11 protein-coding genes and 1 pseudogene are annotated in these 17,929 nt (G+C 49.9%); 10 read left to right on the plus strand and 2 right to left on the minus strand.

Going from position 1 to position 17,929, the window contains the following annotated elements; genetic code table 11:
* The 9 genes and pseudogenes from NHAL_RS14045 (at position 1) to NHAL_RS14085 (ending at position 14,191) form a co-directional block, all read left to right on the plus strand.
* Entirely contained in the window at positions 1-1,335 is a 1,335-nt protein-coding gene (locus NHAL_RS14045) for a glycosyltransferase (protein WP_013033814.1), read from the plus strand.
* A gap of 170 nt (positions 1,336-1,505) precedes the next feature.
* Positions 1,506-4,181 (plus strand): pyruvate dehydrogenase (acetyl-transferring), homodimeric type, encoded by a 2,676-nt coding sequence (gene aceE, locus NHAL_RS14050; RefSeq protein WP_013033815.1) that lies wholly within the window; start codon positions 1,506-1,508, stop codon positions 4,179-4,181.
* Positions 4,182-4,195: 14 nt separating this feature from the next.
* On the plus strand, positions 4,196-5,521 hold the full coding sequence (locus NHAL_RS14055; RefSeq protein ID WP_013033816.1) for a 2-oxo acid dehydrogenase subunit E2: 1,326 nt from the start codon (positions 4,196-4,198) through the stop codon (positions 5,519-5,521).
* 73 nt (positions 5,522-5,594) lie between these two features.
* Complete coding sequence (gene lpdA, locus NHAL_RS14060; RefSeq protein WP_013033817.1) at positions 5,595-7,013, plus strand: dihydrolipoyl dehydrogenase; 1,419 nt, start codon at positions 5,595-5,597, stop codon at positions 7,011-7,013.
* Positions 7,014-7,208: 195 nt separating this feature from the next.
* Positions 7,209-7,778: an HNH endonuclease gene (locus NHAL_RS14065; RefSeq protein WP_013033818.1), complete on the plus strand. Its 570-nt coding sequence runs from the start codon at positions 7,209-7,211 to the stop codon at positions 7,776-7,778.
* Between the two features lie 95 nt (positions 7,779-7,873).
* Positions 7,874-8,836, plus strand: a complete 963-nt coding sequence (locus NHAL_RS14070; protein ID WP_013033819.1) for a universal stress protein — start codon at positions 7,874-7,876, stop codon at positions 8,834-8,836.
* A gap of 277 nt (positions 8,837-9,113) precedes the next feature.
* A pseudogene (gene iscB, locus NHAL_RS14075) lies at positions 9,114-10,490 on the plus strand (RNA-guided endonuclease IscB).
* Positions 10,491-10,722: 232 nt separating this feature from the next.
* Positions 10,723-11,187 carry a hypothetical protein gene (locus NHAL_RS14080; protein ID WP_013033820.1) on the plus strand — a complete coding sequence of 155 codons (465 nt, stop codon included), beginning with the start codon at positions 10,723-10,725 and terminating at the stop codon, positions 11,185-11,187.
* Between the two features lie 22 nt (positions 11,188-11,209).
* Complete coding sequence (locus NHAL_RS14085) at positions 11,210-14,191, plus strand: DUF748 domain-containing protein (RefSeq protein ID WP_013033821.1); 2,982 nt, start codon at positions 11,210-11,212, stop codon at positions 14,189-14,191.
* 24 nt (positions 14,192-14,215) lie between these two features.
* Here the strand turns inward: NHAL_RS14085 and NHAL_RS14090 are convergent, their stop codons facing one another.
* Positions 14,216-15,229, minus strand: coding sequence for a lysylphosphatidylglycerol synthase domain-containing protein (locus NHAL_RS14090; RefSeq protein WP_013033822.1), 1,014 nt, complete (start codon positions 15,227-15,229; stop codon positions 14,216-14,218).
* A 293-nt stretch (positions 15,230-15,522) separates the two neighbouring features.
* On the opposite strand from NHAL_RS14090, the gene NHAL_RS14095 reads away from it, so the two are divergent.
* Positions 15,523-16,377, plus strand: a complete 855-nt coding sequence (locus NHAL_RS14095) for a metallophosphoesterase family protein (protein ID WP_013033823.1) — start codon at positions 15,523-15,525, stop codon at positions 16,375-16,377.
* A 102-nt stretch (positions 16,378-16,479) separates the two neighbouring features.
* Here the strand turns inward: NHAL_RS14095 and NHAL_RS14100 are convergent, their stop codons facing one another.
* On the minus strand, positions 16,480-17,877 hold the full coding sequence (locus NHAL_RS14100; RefSeq protein ID WP_013033824.1) for an MBL fold metallo-hydrolase: 1,398 nt from the start codon (positions 17,875-17,877) through the stop codon (positions 16,480-16,482).
* Between the last annotated feature and the right edge of the window lie 52 nt (positions 17,878-17,929).

The following is a 17,929-nucleotide window of genomic DNA, read 5'->3' on the forward strand; positions in this document are numbered from 1 at the left end:
ATGAGAATTGGTATTCAGACATGGGGCAGTGAAGGCGATATCCGCCCTTTTCTTGTGCTAGGGGGGGCCCTGTCGGAAGCGGGGCACAGTGTGACAGTGGTGGTCACAGACCTGGATGATCGGGATTATTCCTCTTACGAGGAACGACTGGGGATTCAGGTTCGTCATGTGATGACGCCGGTCATCTCTAGTCCCACGGAGTTGGAACGTATTGGAGAGCTCATCCTTAGAGAAAACCATCCGGCCCGTCAGGGGAAGCTCATCATTGATCAGCTGTTTTTGCCGACGGTGCCTGAACTCTACGATGCGGCCCTGGAGTTGTGCTCTGGGAGCGACCTAGTCATTGGACATTTCATGCATTACCCGCTCCGTATTGCGGCTGAGGTCTATGGTATCCCGGAGTTCAGTGTGACTCTGGCCCATAATCTTATTCCGTCCCGTTATATCGTTCCAACGGGTGTACCTGATTTGGGCCGCTGGGCGAATCCAGCCTGGTGGTGGCTCATTAAGAAACTGCTTAATCAGATGTTCTTGGCTGAGGTCAATGGGCTCCGCCGACAGGCGGGGCTTCCACTGGCAAAGGATCTAGTCACGGCATGGCAATCTTCGAAGTTGAACTTGGTTGCCGTGAGTTCGAGTATTTTCCCCCGGCAGCCAGATTGGACTGCTGAGCATCAAGTGTGCGGATTCTTGGGCTTTTCCCAGGCGAGAGATAAAGATTCTATTCCCAGCGTGATAGAGGACTTTCTCGCTGAAGGTATTCCCCCCCTTTTTATGACTTTTGGGAGCCTGACGCCGAAAAGCGATCAAGCATGGCCGCAAACTCTGGAGCTTTTCGTGGATACGGTCCGGCGAGCTGGGTGCCGAGCAATTATACAAGGATGGCCGGATTCTGGAGTAAGTGTTCTCCTAGATAATCGGATTCTCTTGTGCCCGCCACCATTGCCCCATTATCTTATTTTTCCTCACTGCGCGGCAATCGTGCATCATGGCGGAGCAGGGACCACCCACTCAACGCTTGCGGCTGGGGTCCCCTCCATCGTAGTGCCCCATGTGGCCGACCAGTTCTTCTGGGGCAAGGAACTGAAACGGTTGGGTGTTGCCCCTCGACCTCTTCTTCGAAAGAAGCTCACGGCGGCAAGGCTAGCCCGCCGAATTCAGGCAACGATTGGCTCTCTTGCCATGGGGGATCGAGCCGCTCAATTAGGGCAATTACTCCGACAGGAGAATGGTCCCATCAATGCCGTCAGGTTAATCCAGAGGGCGATGGGAGAATTAGGGGCCAAGGGGAGTTCAACTCTATCAGATACCCCATCTGCGACTACTGTAGATTAGGGTGTATCATCAAGTTAAGCCACTTCCGTAATTATATATTTAAGGTATCGCCAGGCTGTGTTCTGGGAGGGGGGAAAGCTTCGCTTTAGTTAGGTATCCTTGCCTACGGTTTGGAATAGTCTTAAGCTGTTAAGATATCGGCATTCGGAATAGACGGGACCGAAGGCAGTATGGCGAAGAACAAGGCGGAAACCAGCGAAGATATCGAGGCCCAAGAAACCCGAGAGTGGTTGGAGTCTCTGGATTATGTATTGCAGCAGGGAGGTCCCCGGCGCACGGTGCGGCTGCTGGATCGCTTGAGACTCCATGCCCAGCAAGCGGGGGTGAGCCTGCCTTATCCAGCCAACACGCCCTATATTAACACCATTCCTGCGGATCAGCAGTCTCCTTTTCCTGGAAGTCAGGAAATCGAGCGGCGTATCCGGAGCTTGGTCCGCTGGAATGCCATGGCCATGGTAATCCGGGCCAATCGGGAAGAAGAAGGGATCGGCGGCCATATTTCCACTTTTGCTTCGGCGGCTACCCTGTATGAAGTGGGCTTCAACCATTTTTTTCGGGCTAAAAGCAAAAACCAGGAAGGTGATCTCATCTATTTCCAAGGCCATGCCTCGCCGGGCACCTATGCCCGTGCCTTCCTGGAGGGCCGCTTATCCGAACAACAGCTAGAGAATTTTCGCCGGGAGTTAAAACCGGAAGGGGGTTTAGCCTCCTACCCCCACCCCTGGTTAATGCCCAATTTCTGGGAGTTTCCCACAGTCTCCATGGGACTCAGTCCCATCATGGCCATTTACCAAGCCCGGTTCAATCGCTATCTGGAGGATCGGGGACTTAAACAGCCTTCCAAGCAAAAAGTTTGGGCCTTTATTGGGGATGGGGAAACGGACGAGCCGGAAACCTTGGGGGCCATTAGTCTTGCTGCCCGCGAGAAGCTGGACAACCTTATTTTTGTCGTCAATTGCAATCTCCAGCGGCTCGATGGGCCAGTACGGGGCAATGGAAAAATCATCCAGGAGCTGGAAGCTATTTTCCGGGGTGCGGGCTGGAATGTGATTAAGGTGATTTGGGGTCGTGATTGGGATCCCTTGCTGGCCAAAGACTACGAAGGAGTGCTGGCTCGGCGGATGGAACAAGCCGTGGATGGGGATTACCAAAAATATGCGGTTGAATCGGGAAGCTATATTCGAGAGCATTTTTTCGGTACCGATCCTCGCCTCCAGGAAATGGTCAAACATCTTTCGGATGAGCAGTTGCGCCGTTTGCGCACCGGGGGACACGACCCGGAGAAGGTTTATGGGGCCTATAAGGCCGCGGTGGAACATCAGGGCTCGCCTACGGTCATTTTGGCACGAACTATTAAAGGCTATGGATTGGGCGAGGCTGGCGAGGGAAAAAATATTACCCACCAGCAGAAAAAACTTAATGAGCAGGAACTGCGTGATTTTCGGACCCGTTTTGGCATTCCTATCTCCGATGACCGGGTGGCTCATGCCCCTTTTTATAAACCGCCGGAAGACAGTCCGGAGATGGAATATTTGCATGAACGCCGCCAAGCCCTAGGAGGTTATCTGCCGGCGCGGCGAGTGCATTGCGAGCCCCTGCAAGCTCCTTCTGAAGAGTTTTTTGCCGAGTTTTACCAGGGCACGGGTGAGCGGACCATGGCGTCCACCATGGCCTATGTCAGGATGCTCGCCAAACTGCTTCGCGACCCGGAAATCGGCAAACTGATTGTGCCCATTATTCCGGATGAAGCCCGTACCTTTGGGATGGAATCCCTCTTCCGTCATGTGGGGATCTATTCCCATGTGGGTCAACTCTACGAGCCGGTGGATATCTCGACCTTGCTCTATTACAAAGAGGCCACCGACGGACAAATCTTAGAAGAGGGGATTACGGAAGCGGGTTCCATATCTTCCTTTATTGCTGCCGGTACCGCCTATGCCACCCATGGTATCAATACCATTCCCTTCTTCACTTTCTATTCCATGTTTGGTTTTCAACGCATTGGAGATTTTATCTGGGCAGCGGGGGATATGCGTTGCCATGGCTTCCTGGTGGGGGCGACTTCGGGCCGTACCACCCTCGCCGGCGAGGGACTTCAGCATCAAGATGGCCACAGCCATGCGCTGGCCTATTCGGTGCCCAATCTGAAGGCCTATGACCCGGCTTATGCTTATGAAATTGCGGTGATTATCCAGGATGGAATCTATCGCATGTACGAGCAACAGGAAGATGTTTTTTATTATTTGACAGTTACCAATGAATTCTATCCCATGCCGGAGATGCCTGAAGGGGCCCGGGAAGGGATCTTGAGGGGAATGTATCGATTGAAACCCTCATCCAATCCTGATAAGGAGCTGAGGGCCCAGCTTTTTGGCAGTGGCGCCATCTTGAATGAAGTCTTAGAGGCCCAGAAGTTGTTGGAAGATTATCAGGTGGCGGCAGACGTTTGGAGCATTACCAGCTATAAGGAACTCTACCTAGAGGGACACGCCGTAGAGCGTTGGAATATGTTGCATCCAATGGAAAAGCCTCGGGTGCCTTATGTCAGACAGTGCTTAGAAGAGGCCCCCGGTGTTTTCGTGGCGGCTTCCGATTACCTCAAAGTCCTGCCGGATTCAATTTATCGTTGGTTTCCCCGACCGGTAGTTTCCCTGGGGACGGATGGCTTTGGTCGCAGTGACGGTCGGCGCGCCCTGCGCGATTTCTTTGAAGTGGATGCCCGTTTTATCACCTTAGCCACCCTAGGAGCGCTAGCCCGTGAAGGAAAGGTGGAGCCAACGTTGGTTCAACAGGCGATTAAAGATCTGGATATCGATCCAGAAAAAGCTAATCCCGTGACTTCTTGAGAAGGGTATTTCCTGTGGCGCATGAATTCAAGCTTCCTGAATTGGGCGAGAACATTGAAACCGGCGATGTGGCCAAAGTGCTGGTATCGCCTGGAGATGTCCTAAAAAAAGATCAGCCGGTATTGGAGCTTGAGACCGACAAAGCGGTGGTGGAGATTCCGTCCACGGTCAGCGGTAAAGTCAAAGAGTTGCGGGTCCAAAAAGGGGACCAAGTGACCATTGGCCAAGTCATTCTTACCCTAGAAGAGGAAGGAGAAGAAGCACCGACGCCTAAGGCGGAGCCAAAGGCCGAGGAGAAGAGCAAAGCGCTGGAAGAAGAAGCAGCAGTAGAGGAGAGCAAGCAGCCAGTGCCAGAAGTCTCTTCAATGGAGGCCAGTACGCAGGCGAGGCCAGAAAGGGAAGTGGCTCCCGCCCCTGAGGCTGTGGCGCCTGTTCCGGCAACCCCTTCGGTGCGGCGGTTGGCTCGCGAGTTGGGAGTTGATATTCATCAGGTGCCAGGTTCCGGTCCGGGTGGGCGGATCTCGGTGGACGATGTGAAGCACTATGTCCGCGATTTGGTATCACAACGGGGGACCCCTCTGGCTCCCGAGGCTATTTCTCCAGCCGGCCCCTCTCTACCTCTTCCGCCATTTGAAAAATGGGGCGCGGTGGAGCGGGAGCCCATGAGCAAGGTGCGCCGTAAAACCACAGAACAGATGCTTCAAGCATGGACTATTCCCCATGTGACCCAGCACGACCAAGCCGATATCACCCGGCTTGAGCAAGACCGGAAGCGCTTTGCCAAGCGGGTGGAGCAAGCAGGAGGCAAGCTCACTTTGACCGCCATTGCCTTGAAGGTTGTCGCGGCCGCATTGAGGACTTTCCCCCGTTTCAATACGTCTGTTGATTTAAGTACCCAAGAGCTTGTTTATAAACAGTATTACCATATCGGGGTGGCGGTAGATACGGCCCATGGGCTGCTGGTTCCCGTCATTCGGGAGGTCGATCAAAAAAATATCACCCAGTTGGCGGCGGAGCTGACGGCGCTAGGGGAAAAGGCGAGAAGTCGAAAACTCAGCCCAGAAGAGATGGCAGGAGGGACCTTTACTATCACCAATTTAGGGGGCTTGGGAGGGACCCACTTCACCCCCATTATCAATTGGCCGGAGGTGGCTATTTTGGGTATTTCCCGGGCCAAAATGACTCCTCTCTATATGGAGGGGGAATTTCAGCCCCGCTTGCTCCTTCCCCTTTCCCTGTCCTATGACCATCGGGTCATTGATGGGGCTGATGCAGTGCGCTTTCTCCGCTGGGTTGTTGAGGCCCTGGAAGATCCTCTGTTGTTGTCATTGGAGGGGTAGAGTGGCTTGAATGTCGGGGCCAAGAAAAATCTTTATAGTCATGGAATCCAATAATCAATAAGAGGAAGCAGGTATGGCTAATGAAGTGGGATCAACGCAATTAGCCATTATTGGGGGAGGACCCGGTGGCTACGCGGCGGCCTTTCTCGCTGCCGATTTAGGCTTGGAAGTCACCCTGATTGATGCGGAACCTAATCCTGGGGGGGTTTGCCTCTACCGGGGGTGTATTCCGTCCAAGGCTTTATTACATGTGGCTGAGGTGATTAGTGAGTCTAGGGAAGCGAGTGCTTGGGGAGTAAAATTTTCTGATCCGGAGATTGACCTGGATAAGCTTAGGGCCTGGAAGGAACAGGTGGTGAGCAAGCTTACGGGAGGGCTGGGACAACTGTCCCGACAACGGAAAATCAACTACATTCAAGGGCAAGCCGGATTTATGGATGCCCGAACCTTGCGGATTAAGAAACAGGAGGGTGAAGCTCGATTGCGGTTTCAAAACGCTATCTTAGCGACCGGTTCCTATCCTGCTTCCCTACCTCATCTTTCCCTGGATAGTTCCCGTTTACTGGATTCCACTTCAGCTTTGGAAATTCAGGATATTCCCAAAAGTTTACTGGTGATTGGCGCTGGTTACATCGGCTTGGAAATGGCGACCGTCTATGGGAGCCTAGGGTCCCAGGTCACCGTGGTTGAAATGACCGAAGGTTTGCTGCCTGGGGCGGATAGGGACTTGGCCTCGGTACTGGCCAAGCGCATGGAAGGGGTTCTCCATGGTCTCCTGCTCAAGACCAAAGTTGCCCATATGGAAGAAGCGGCTGAGGGCATCCGGGTCCGTTTCGAGGGGGTCGAAGAGGGGGAGCAGACCTTCGAAAAAGTGCTGGTGGCGGTGGGACGCAAGCCTAACTCGGCTATCCCTGGACTGGAGCATACCCAGGTGGAGCTCAACGAGAAGGGCTTTATCCAAGTGGATTCCCAGCGTCGAACCGGTGATCCTGCCATTTTTGCCATTGGGGATGTGGTGGGAGAACCCATGTTGGCCCACAAGGCTAGCCATGAGGGGCGAGTGGCCGCTGAAGTTATTGCCGGGCGCCGGGTGTTATTCGAACCCCAAGCCATTCCCGCAGTCGTGTTTACCGATCCGGAAGTAGCCTGGTGTGGACTGACGGAAACTGAAGCTAAGCGGGAAGGCCGTTCCATCCAGGTTGCTCGCTTTCCCTGGGCAGCCTCCGGCCGGGCGGTCACCTTACACCGCACTGATGGCCTCACCAAGCTTATTATCGACCCGGAAACGGAACGGGTTCTGGGGGCAGGGATTGTGGGGCCCGGCGCGGGAGAACTTATCGCTGAATTGGTTCTTGCCGTAGAGATGGCAGCCGTGGCCTCGGATATCAAGCTCAGCATTCATCCCCATCCGACTCTTTCAGAGACGGTGATGGAAGCAGCGGAAGTCTTCTTTGGCCAAAGCACTCACCTTTATCGTCCTGCTAAGAAATGAGCGCTTGCGCTTGTGCGCCTTATTCTAAGGCAATCAGGCAAAAGGGAATTTCCTAGGCAAAAGGGGGGTCTAAAGGGTGTGTGCTAAGGCTTTCATTGGCATTCAAGAAGAGTGTCGCGACTAAAACATAGGCCATGATGGACTTCAGTTCGCCATATATTAAAATGTTCTGAGTAATCGACAGGGGGGTAATGAATGATCCCGCTTATCCTGCGTCTTGATATCACTGGCACGCCGACCGCGTGGATTCCTTGGCAAGAAGCTGTCGTTCTTTATGTCAAGGAGATGGTGACATGGACTGCGGGCAATACTGTTTTCCGAGTCCGGGGGGGGATTAGCCGCCTGACGGGGAAGCAGTCCCATTTAGAACTGAGTTCAATTATCGCCTGTAAGGGCAAAATTGCCCATCATAAATATGAGGTGGTTCCCCCCTTAAATAACCGTGAACTGTTCCATCGGGATCACTATAGATGCCTTTACTGTATGGGGGCTTTTCGGGATAGTCAACTCACTCGTGATCATATTATTCCCCGCTGTCAAGGGGGTGGTGATACCTGGACCAATGTGGTGACGGCTTGCCGGAGTTGCAACCAAAAAAAGGATGGGCGAACCCCGGAACAAGCTGGCATAACCCTCCTTGCGGTGCCCTATGTCCCGAATTATGCAGAATGGTTAGTCCTCAAAAACCGTCGCATTCTGGAGGACCAAATGGAATTCCTGGAGAGCCGCTTTCACCGTCGTGAAGAACGATTGATCTTTTCTTAACCTCTATTGATTACCCCCTCCTGGGGGTAATTGCCCTCTTTATTTGCCTCTTGGTTGTCGCTAATCTTTCGTAATAGGGTATTAGGGTAAACGCTATGGCTAAGCGTCAAAGGGTACTCGTTGTTCTCAGCCAGAATGAGTTGGATTCCCAACCAGAGCCAGCACTGGATCGGGGGGTGTTTATTGCCCGAGAAACCAACGCGATGCTAGAGCTGTTTGTCAGTGAGTACCATCCCTCCTTCTATACACCTCTCATTGGTAAGACTTTGCATAATGAGTGGAAACCCGAGACCTATATCCGCTTCGCCTTGTCGCGATTGCAGGAAATCTCTGAAACACTCGCCAATCGAGAACAGTTGAGGGTTTCCTCCGATGCGGCATGGAACCGTCATCAATACGACGGGATTATGCAAAAAGTATCCAGCATTAAACCAGATCTGATGATTAAAACTATTCGTCATGACAGCAGGTTGAATCGGACGCTTTTCAACTACACTGACTGGCATCTTATTCGAACTTGCCCTTGCCCGCTAATGTTGGCAAAGAGTGAGGATACGTGGGCAACGCGGGCAATAGTGGCTTGCGTTGATCCTTCTCATATCCATGGTCGCGAGGAGGGACTGGATAATTCGATAATCGAAATTGCGCAATGGCTTGCTTATCGCTTGCGAGGGGAACTGCATATTTTTCATGCGATTGAGTTTATGCCAGAGCCTATCTTTAGGCTCTGGCAACCCGGGGCTAGTTATGATAATTATAAGCAGGATTCCCGTGAAGAACATGAGACGCTTTTAAATGAATTACTTAGGCCCTATGGAATAGGGAGCCGCCGGATCCATATTGCCGAGGGTAGGCCAGCGGAGTCTTTGTTATCCTTTGCAAAAGAAGTGAATGCTAGCCTTGTGGTGATGGGAGCGGTTTCCAAAGGTACGTTGGAGAATTTATTTATTGGCAACACTGCAGAAAAAGTATTGGATGCTTTGAGTTGTGATATCTTGATTGTTAAGCCTAACCCCATTGAAGTCAGGGAAACAGTTGTCGAACCTGTTTTTGGTTGACATGGTTGGATGCCGAAAAGGGTTGAGTCGTCGCCTAACTCATTCTCCAAGTTCGTCCTGAACTTTCCGAATGAGTTGGTTGGCTCAACCAGCCTCAGCCCTTCGGGGCTACGTTTGAAGTTGAAGCGAAAGCGACTCACCCTGGGGTGCATTTCTCAGCCCCAGGCACTGAGGTCAAAGGCAATGAACTACGGAGCGACACAGGAGCGAATGCCGAGACTGAACGACCCTTCAAACATTGGCGAGAGAACCCTAACTTTTAGAGTAGCGAAAGCTAATGAATAGAGTTTTTGTATTAGACACTGATAGAAAACCGTTGATGCCATGCAGCCCAGCAAGGGCTAGGCGGCTGTTGCGAGACGGGAAGGCCGCGGTTTATCGGATGCAGCCATTTACGATCATCCTGAAATATAGGGTTGATCCCAACCCGCAGCCGGTTGAATTTAAGGTTGATCCGGGCAGCAAAATAACCGGGCTGGCTTTAGTTGGGAATTTTCCTCAACAGGGGCGCGTGGTGTTATGGGCCGCCAATCTTACCCATCGCGGGTACGCCATCCGTGAGCGGCTGGCTAGTCGTCGTAGTTTGCGCCGAGGTCGTAGAGGCAGAAAGACCCGCTATCGTGCGCCACGATTTCTAATACCAATTTCACGTAACTTTGCATTGTATAGGCTTAGTATAAACAACCAGTTATAACCTTAATAAATTGCAGCCTTTTGCTAAATTGGTATAAACAGAACAAAACCGAAGGGTTGGCTGCCGCCATCGTTAAACTCGCGGGTTGAAAACGTTTCGAGCTGGTTTAATCGTCTGCTAGATAGAGTTCCCATTTCAGAATGTCATATCGAAACTGTGCGCTTTGATACTCAAAAAATTCAGAACCCTGAAATTAACGGCGTTGAGTATCAGCAGGGCGAGTTGATGGGGTATGAGGTGCGCGAATATCTGCTAGAGAAGTGGGACAGGAAGTGCGCTTATTGCAATAAGAAAGATATCCCGCTAGAGGTTGAACATATTATACCGAGATCGAGGGGGGGTAGTAATCGGGTATCTAATTTAACCCTGGCCCGCGCGCCCTGCAACAAAAAAAAGAACAGCAAAACGGCGGCCGAGTTTGGGTATACCCAGATCCAGTCCAAATCCAAGCTGCCTCTAAAAGATGCAGCGGCGGTCAATGCTACCCGCTACGCCATCGGGTGCACTATTCAGTCAGTGGGATTGCCGACTTCTTTTTGGTCTGGTGGGCGCACCAAGAAAAACAGGATCAGCCAAGGCTATACCAAAGACCATTGGATAGACGCGGCATGTGTTGGCGAAAGCGCTGAGCAAGTGACAATAACTGAAGGTTATCGGGCGCTACATATCAAAGCCACGGGGCGCGGAACAAGGCAAGTCGTCAGAACCGACAAATATGGCTTTCCTCGCGGCAAGGCGGGGCGGTGTAAGCGAGTAAAGGGATTTCAAACGGGTGATCTCGTCAGGCTCTCGCACCCCCAAGGCAAGTACGCTGGCGATCATGTTGGGATACTGGCCAGCATTCGGGCTAGCGGCACCTTTGATGTTAAAGCCAAGGCCGGGAAGATCTCGGCCAACTGGAAAAATTTCAAACTAATACAGAGGGGAGATGGTTATGACTACAGTCTTTCGGCTGTCTGAACCAAATACGGCGACGACAGCAAGTAATGCGGCCCTCGCGCTCGATGCTCCGCTGCGCTGCGCACTCTCGCTAGGGGGTCGTCGCACTTCCTTGTACTCCTTCCGGGAAATATCCATTGAGGGTAGAAAGAGAAGGGTTTATCCTTAGTCAGAAAGATGTATCTGCTGTCTAGGATTGATAAAGTTGATCTTTGCCCTAGTAAGGCATATTCAACACGTAAGGAGGTGCAACATGTTGTTGTCCAGTATGGCTGAAATTATCCGCGGGATAGGTTTAATGATGGGATTGGCGGTGTCTTTTTTCATAGTTCCCGCTACTGCTGCTTTGCTAGACACAATTAGCCCTCCAGAGGGTGTTGGAAGCTCTATCTATGTATATAAGGATGTTAAACGTAAGATGGTGCTGATCGTTGGTTCTAGTGGTACCTGCGCCTCATCGCCTGAGTATCAAGAGTTGGGCGATTTATCCGACCAAGGCGCCGTTCCTTTACTGACCCAAATTGCCGCCGAGCAGTTTGGGGCTGGAGGTGAGAAGCTTTTTAAGTCTCATTGCCAGATGAATTACGACGTTCAGGTGATCACCTTCGAGGATACCCAAAGCTCTTCTTTTCCACCCGATCCCATCGATCGCTCTTTCAATGCTCCAGGGGGGCCTTCCCCGGAAGGCCATCGAAATGAACGTCTAAGGAACCTGTAAGTGTTGCGTCAAGCTCACTCTAATGCCAGAACCTCCCCATCATACAAGAGCAGGCAACCTCCCTGCTTGGATCAGGAGACCATGGGTACGCAATAGTGCCATTGGGGTATTTCTTGTTTTTCTCCTCTACACTTTGGCTGGTTTTTTCCTTGCTCCCTACCTAGTAGAGAAGCAGCTAGTCCATTACTTAAAGGCAGAGCTAGGTGCAGAAGCGAGTGTGGAGCAAGTCATTATTAACCCTTATGCGCTGACTCTGACAGTCAATAATTTTTCCCTCCGCCAGCCAGGTGAGCCTAAGCTATTCAGTTTTAAGCAATTTCATGCCAATTTTGAGCTTTTAAGTGTCTTTCACAAGGCTTGGACCTTCCAAGAGATTCGACTCACTAACCCCTATTTGAAGCTGCAAATTAGCAAAAGTGGGCAGCTTAACCTGGTGGAATTACTGCCGCCAGCTGAAACACCAGCTCCAAAAGAGCGTAAAGGATGGGTGCCACTGATAAGCAATCAAATCATCATTTCGGAGGGAGAAGCCTATTTTGTGGATCGGAGCCAGCCTACTCCCTTTGAAAAATATCTAGAATCCATTGATGTGGATTTAAGGAAATTTAATACCTTGCCAGAACATAGGGAGTCTTACTCCTTTGAGGCTGTGACTAAGATGGGGGAAACTCTTCGTTGGAAGGGCGAGATCACTTTAAATCCTTTACATTCAAAGGGATACTTTGAGCTTATGGGAGGCAAGGCCCGTACCCCATGGCGGTATCTGCAAGACCAGGTCGCCTTTGAGATCACCAGCGGACGGATTGATGCGAGCATGGATTACATGCTGGATAGCCGTGAGGCTCCATTGCAAGTGACCCTGAATAATGCAACCGCTACCTTGTCCCAATTAGGGTTGAAAGCTGATAAAGGCGATAGAGAAATTTTTACGGTGCCGAAATTAAAAATTTCGGGGGGGCAGTTACGATGGCCAGAAAAAATCATAGGAATTGAGCAAATCTACATGGCTGGAACGAATTTACGGGCTTGGCTTAATGAACAAGGAGTGTTGAATTGGCAGCAATTACTAAATAAGAAAACGACTGAAGAAAAAGCCTCTACGGTTAATTCTCCAGCCGGGAATTGGCAGGGGGCGATAAAAAATATCATTATTGAAAACGTTAGCGCCAACTTCCAAGACCGAACGATTGAACCGCCAGTGACGGTAGATATCAGCGATCTAGCCCTGCAACTGACCGACATTAGTTCAGTGCCAGGTTTAGCATCTGATTTTAATTTGAAGTTTACCATTAATGAGCAAGGCCTGTTCTCAGCCTATGGTAATCTTACGGCGTTGTCCCCAACCATTGATGCTAATATTCATTTGACATCTTTATCGTTGTTACCTTTTCAACCCTACGTAAGCCGTTTTCTCAAAATGGAGATGAATTCAGGTCATTTGGAAGCTAAGGGAAATATTGAATACGCTCAGAATAACGGTACTCCCGATTTTAAATTTAATGGTCATCTTGCTCTGCAGCAATTTTCTGCAGAGGATAGCCTTATAGATGAACGTTTTGTGGCATGGGATGCTTTGAAAGCTAATCAAATGTTGATCGAGCTGTTTCCCCCTCGAATCCAAATCGCTGATATAGAAATAGATGCTCCTTACGGAAAAGTGGTCATTAATGAGAATCAAAAGATCAATGTCAAGGAGATGTTAAAACCCCTAAAAGAAAAAAATGACACCCAACCCCCATCTAACTCTGCGTCCCTCCCGATAGTAATTGACTCAATTCGTATTAAAGAAGCTTCAGTTAATTTTGCTGATCGAAGCCTGCCATCGGAGTTTTCAACAAGTATTCATTCGCTCCAAGGCGACATTCAGAATCTGTCCTCGGCGACCCAAGAAGGAGCCAATGTTTCGTTAGAAGGGAACATGGAGCCCTATGGGATGGCACGCATGATAGGAAAGGTCAATTTCTTTGCTTTAAGCCGAGCCACAGAGTTCAATGCCTTCTTCCGAAATATTGCACTTACCGCACTGACGCCTTATGCGGTGAAATTTATGGGTTACACCATAGAAGGAGGGAAATTATCGCTTAACTTTGACTACCAGATAAAAGAAGGCCAGCTCAAGGGTGAGAATGAGATTCTACTAGAAAATTTAGATTTAGGCAGGAAAGTTGAAAGTCCAGAAGCCATTGAGGCGCCTATTAAGCTTGCTATTGCATTACTTGAGAATCCCCAAGGAATCATTGATGTTCATTTGCCTATCGACGGGAATCTAAATAACCCTCAATTTAGCTACGGGCATCTTGTGAGCAAGGTTTTGGTAGGCTTTATTGGAGAGGTCATTTCTTCGCCATTTCGATTTTTGGCTGGCTTGGTTGGTGCTGAGGAGTTGGATCTGGAATTTGTAGAATTTAAACCTGGGAGTAGCAAATTGTTGCCCCCGGCCCAAGAGAAGCTTTTACAATTGGCAGAAGCCCTAAAGAAGCGTCCAGAATTGCGGTTACAAATTCAAGGTCGGTACGACCCGATAACAGATGCTAATTTTTTGAAAAAAGAAAAATTTGAAGAAATCCTGTCTACCCAGCTTAAACAGGAAAAGAGCACTTTTGGTGAAAAAGAGGTTACTCTTATTCGGCAAAAGGTATTAGAGCAACTTTATTTAGAACAGTTTTCCATTGAAGCCCTTAACAAAAAGCGAGCCCGATATGGGCTTCAGCCAATAGAGGCAGGAACTCCAAGGACTAGGGCTGGACCGAGTGCAGAAGCTATTTCCCCTTATCTAGCAGTGGAGGCACCTCCCTATCGCAAAGCACTTCAGGAACAGCTTATTGAGGCGCAGACAGTCAGTGAAAAACAATTTCAGCAGCTAGGGCAGGCCCGTGCAGTTGCCATTAAAAAAAATCTAGTCAAGCAGGGGGGGATTAAGGAGGGGCGCACAGAAACTCTCCAGGTCGAAGCAGTCCAGACACCAGGACAAGAGTTCATCCACTGTCAACTTGACCTCAGCTAAGTCCTGCCAAGAGTGAGGTGAAAATCAGATTTTCCGTGTCCGATTCCGGTTGGCAATGGCTGCGGCGAGGCGTGGCCAGAGCATCTGGCTTTCTATATACTGCCAGGCAAGAAGGCCGGGAAATGCAGTTATCAGTTCGCGAATCCTCGTTGCCAGGGAAATTGATAAGGCCACGTGGGGGGGTAGATTAAGCATTGTTCCAATCGCTATGAAGCCGCCCTCTTGAATGCCTAGTCCTCCTGGGATGACAAAGCCAGCGCTGCGGATGGCCATTCCTAGGCTGGTCAAAATTAATGCCTCCTCTATTTTAATCGGGTAACCTATTAACAAGGCGGCCAGCCAGACTTCTCCCGCCATGAGAATGCGTAAAAGGAGGCGCACCCCGCTGGCTAGAAGAATAGCGCTAGGTTGACGGTAAATGGCTAGAATCGCAGTATCTAGAATGACCGCATTGCTGGCAAGCGATTGCCATTTAGGGCTACGGGCTATACTAGCAGGGAGGCGCGCTAGGAAACCAAAGGTACCGGCGCACTGTGCCAATACAAAGCCGATGATGCCGATTGCCAGAAGGGCGCAACCTAAAAGCGCTGCTGATAGTATTTGGGGATCGGGCGCAATCAGAAATAGAAATACCATGCCCAGTATGGCCCCTAGCAGTACGGAAAGTGCCTGCACCGTTTTGTCGACCACCACAGAGGCAGCGGCATAGGTACCAGGCGTTGCCCATTTTGTTAGTAGGCGGGCTTTAACCCATTCACCTCCAACAGAGGCTACCGGCAACACCGTATTTACTGAGGTTCCAATCCACATAGCGGCAACCGTGTTGCGATAAGTGGGTTGATGGCCGTTAGGCGTAAATAGAAATCGCCACGAGGCGGAGCTTAATAGCAAATCGGGGAGGGCAAAGACGGCAACCCATAGAATACCCCACCCTGGTGCCGTGAGCCGCTGGGCGATAACTGCCACATCTTGCCAGAGAGCGAGCAGGGTAATTAGGGCAAGGCCAAGAAAAAAACTAAGCCATGATGCACTCTTCATGACCTTAAAGGATAGATGAACAATAATTTCTTTGCTTAGCGCGTTTTTCAGCGGTTTAGCTAATATTAACCCTAAAGGCAGAATTCAGAGTGATCTTTCTGTGCTTCTAAGCGGTTAACTGCCGTTTCTAGTATGAATTCAGTGCTTTGCTATACTTTGGGTGCAAGTGTTTCAAAATGGGGGTAATAGATGCTTTTATCCCTAAATGAATACAAGTGACCGATATGGAAAGGCATCTGATTATCGTTGGAAATGCTCCCTAGCTGCCTTGACGGTAAAGTACTGTAGTCCCTATGTTGAATCTTTTGCACATTTCGGATCTTCACTTTGGAAAGCCTTTTTTACCCGAAGTTGGTGAGGCATTACTGGGTAAAATTGAGAAGCTCTCTCCCGAGCTTTTAGTGGTTAGCGGTGATCTTACTCAGCGGGCTAAAGCACAGGAGTTTAGGGCCGCCCGTGCTTATTTGGACCTTATGCCATCAATACCTCAGGTGGTTGTTCCTGGGAACCACGATATCCCTCTTTATCGAATTTTTGAACGGTTATTTCAGCCCTACGAACTCTATCGCCGTTATATTTCTGAGCAGCGCGATACCGTATTACATCAAAATAAGGCTGTCATTGTGGGATTAGACTCCACTAACCCTTATTTTGCTATCACTAATGGTCGGATTCATCGGAAGCAATTGGCTTTCTGTGCTAAAGCGTTTACGGAAGCCCCGGCGGAAGCCGTGCGGATTGTGGTAGCCCATCATCATTTTGCGCCAGCACCGGACTATAAAGGCGGCGAAGTGATGCCTAAGGCCAAACGGGCGCTGGATCTTTTCACCCAGCTAAAGGTTGATCTTATCCTGGCGGGTCATTTACACCGTGCTTATGTCGGCAACTCATTGGATGTTTATCCGGGGGAAGATCGGGAGCATGGTATCATTATTGCCCAATGCGGCACGAGTACTTCGCGGCGTGGCGTAGCACGTGAACAGGAAAAAAACTCTTTTAACTGGATAGAGATTTTGGCGGATTCCATTCGCATTTTCCATTATATGTACTTTAAGGATTACCGGAATTTCTATCCGGTTGCTAAGTATGAGTTTGCGCGTCCAAGTCAGCGTAGTTACTTAGCAGAAAGATTTTTAAATGAATCGTAAATGTTTGTTTTTATAGTAATGGTTTGAGTTTTCTCAGATCTCAGGAAAATCTTAAATCGCTTCCTGAGATCTGAGCCTCTCACAATGAACTTTTCTGCCTGGTTAGGTGGTGATTTTATCAGGACAACATTTTTTCCAGGCCCCAAATCCTCCGACAAGATCCAACAAATTAGCTATTCCATGCTTTTGCATTAGGCTCGCTGCAATTGATGAGCGGTAACCTGATCCACAATGGACTACAATTTCTTTATCCTGGGGAATTTTATCAATCTGTTCTTCAAGTTTATTCAAAGGAATGTTAAGACTCTCCCCAATCCGACTCTCCTTCCATTCTTTCTCCGTGCGGACATCGAGAACAAGAGGAGGGGTCGCTGCGGAAAGTTTCTCAGATAATGTGGGGGCCGTGATACGCTCTGTCCGGCGCACAAGGTCAGGATGTTTATCCAATGCTTGCATCCCACCTTTAAGATAGCCTGCAACACTATCAAAACCAATTCGCCCAAGCCGCATTGCCGCCTCTCTTTCCCGGCCAGGTTCTGCAATGATAATGATGGGCTGGGTTCGATCCAGTAAGGTCCCCGCCCAGGTAGCAAAGGACCCGCCTAAGCCGATGTTGAGGCTATCGGCTAGGTGTGAGCCTGCAAAGTCTGCGGCATCGCGCACATCCAACAGTTGTGCTCCAGTATCTTTCTGTTTGAGGACTTCTTCCAAGGAAAGGGGTTGTATTTCCGTTTCTAATGCCTCTTCTAAAGTGGGTCGCTCTTTACGGTTGAGGATGGCGTCATAAGAAAAATATTGTGGTGCTTCCGGTTGGTTAGAAGTGACGAGCTTGATGAAATCCTCTTGACTCATGGGCTGCAGGGCATAGTTATACTGGCGTTGAACGCCCAGAGTGGAAACAGTATCCGTGCTTAGATTCCTTCCGCACATTGAACCTGCTCCATGGGCAGGATAGACCAGGGTTTTGTCGGGTAATTGCAGCAATTTGTTGTGAAGGGAGTCGTAGAGATCCGCTGCCAGTTCCTCTGCCGTGACACCAAACGATGCCAGCAGATCAGGACGGCCGACATCACCGATGAAAAGAGTATCTCCAGTAAGTACCCCATAGGGAATGGCCGGGTCTTTCTCTAAGTCATAGACAACAAGAGAAATTCCCTCTGGTGTGTGACCGGGCGTTTCAAAAATTTTGATGCGGACTTTGCCAAAATCCAAGATCTCGCCATCTTTGACTGGGGTAAATTCATAATCGGCATCAGCGCGTGCACCCAAATAAATTTTTGCGCCTGTCTGGTCTCGAAGTTCAATATGGCCGGCAATAAAATCTGCATGAAAATGGGTTAGAAAAACATGGCGAATAGTAAAGCCTTGTTCTTGAGATTCCTGGAGATATTGGTCAATATCCCGTTGCGGGTCCACAATGATCGCCGTTTTGGTCTGTTCATCTCCAATCAGATAGGATGCATGGGCAAGGCATCCTAAATAAAATTGTTTGAAATACATAAAGGTTTCCTCGGGGGCCTTGGGTTTATCCTATATAATCCATAAAAATAGG

It is taken from the genome of Nitrosococcus halophilus Nc 4 (assembly GCF_000024725.1).
Classification (GTDB): Bacteria; Pseudomonadota; Gammaproteobacteria; order Nitrosococcales; family Nitrosococcaceae; genus Nitrosococcus; species Nitrosococcus halophilus.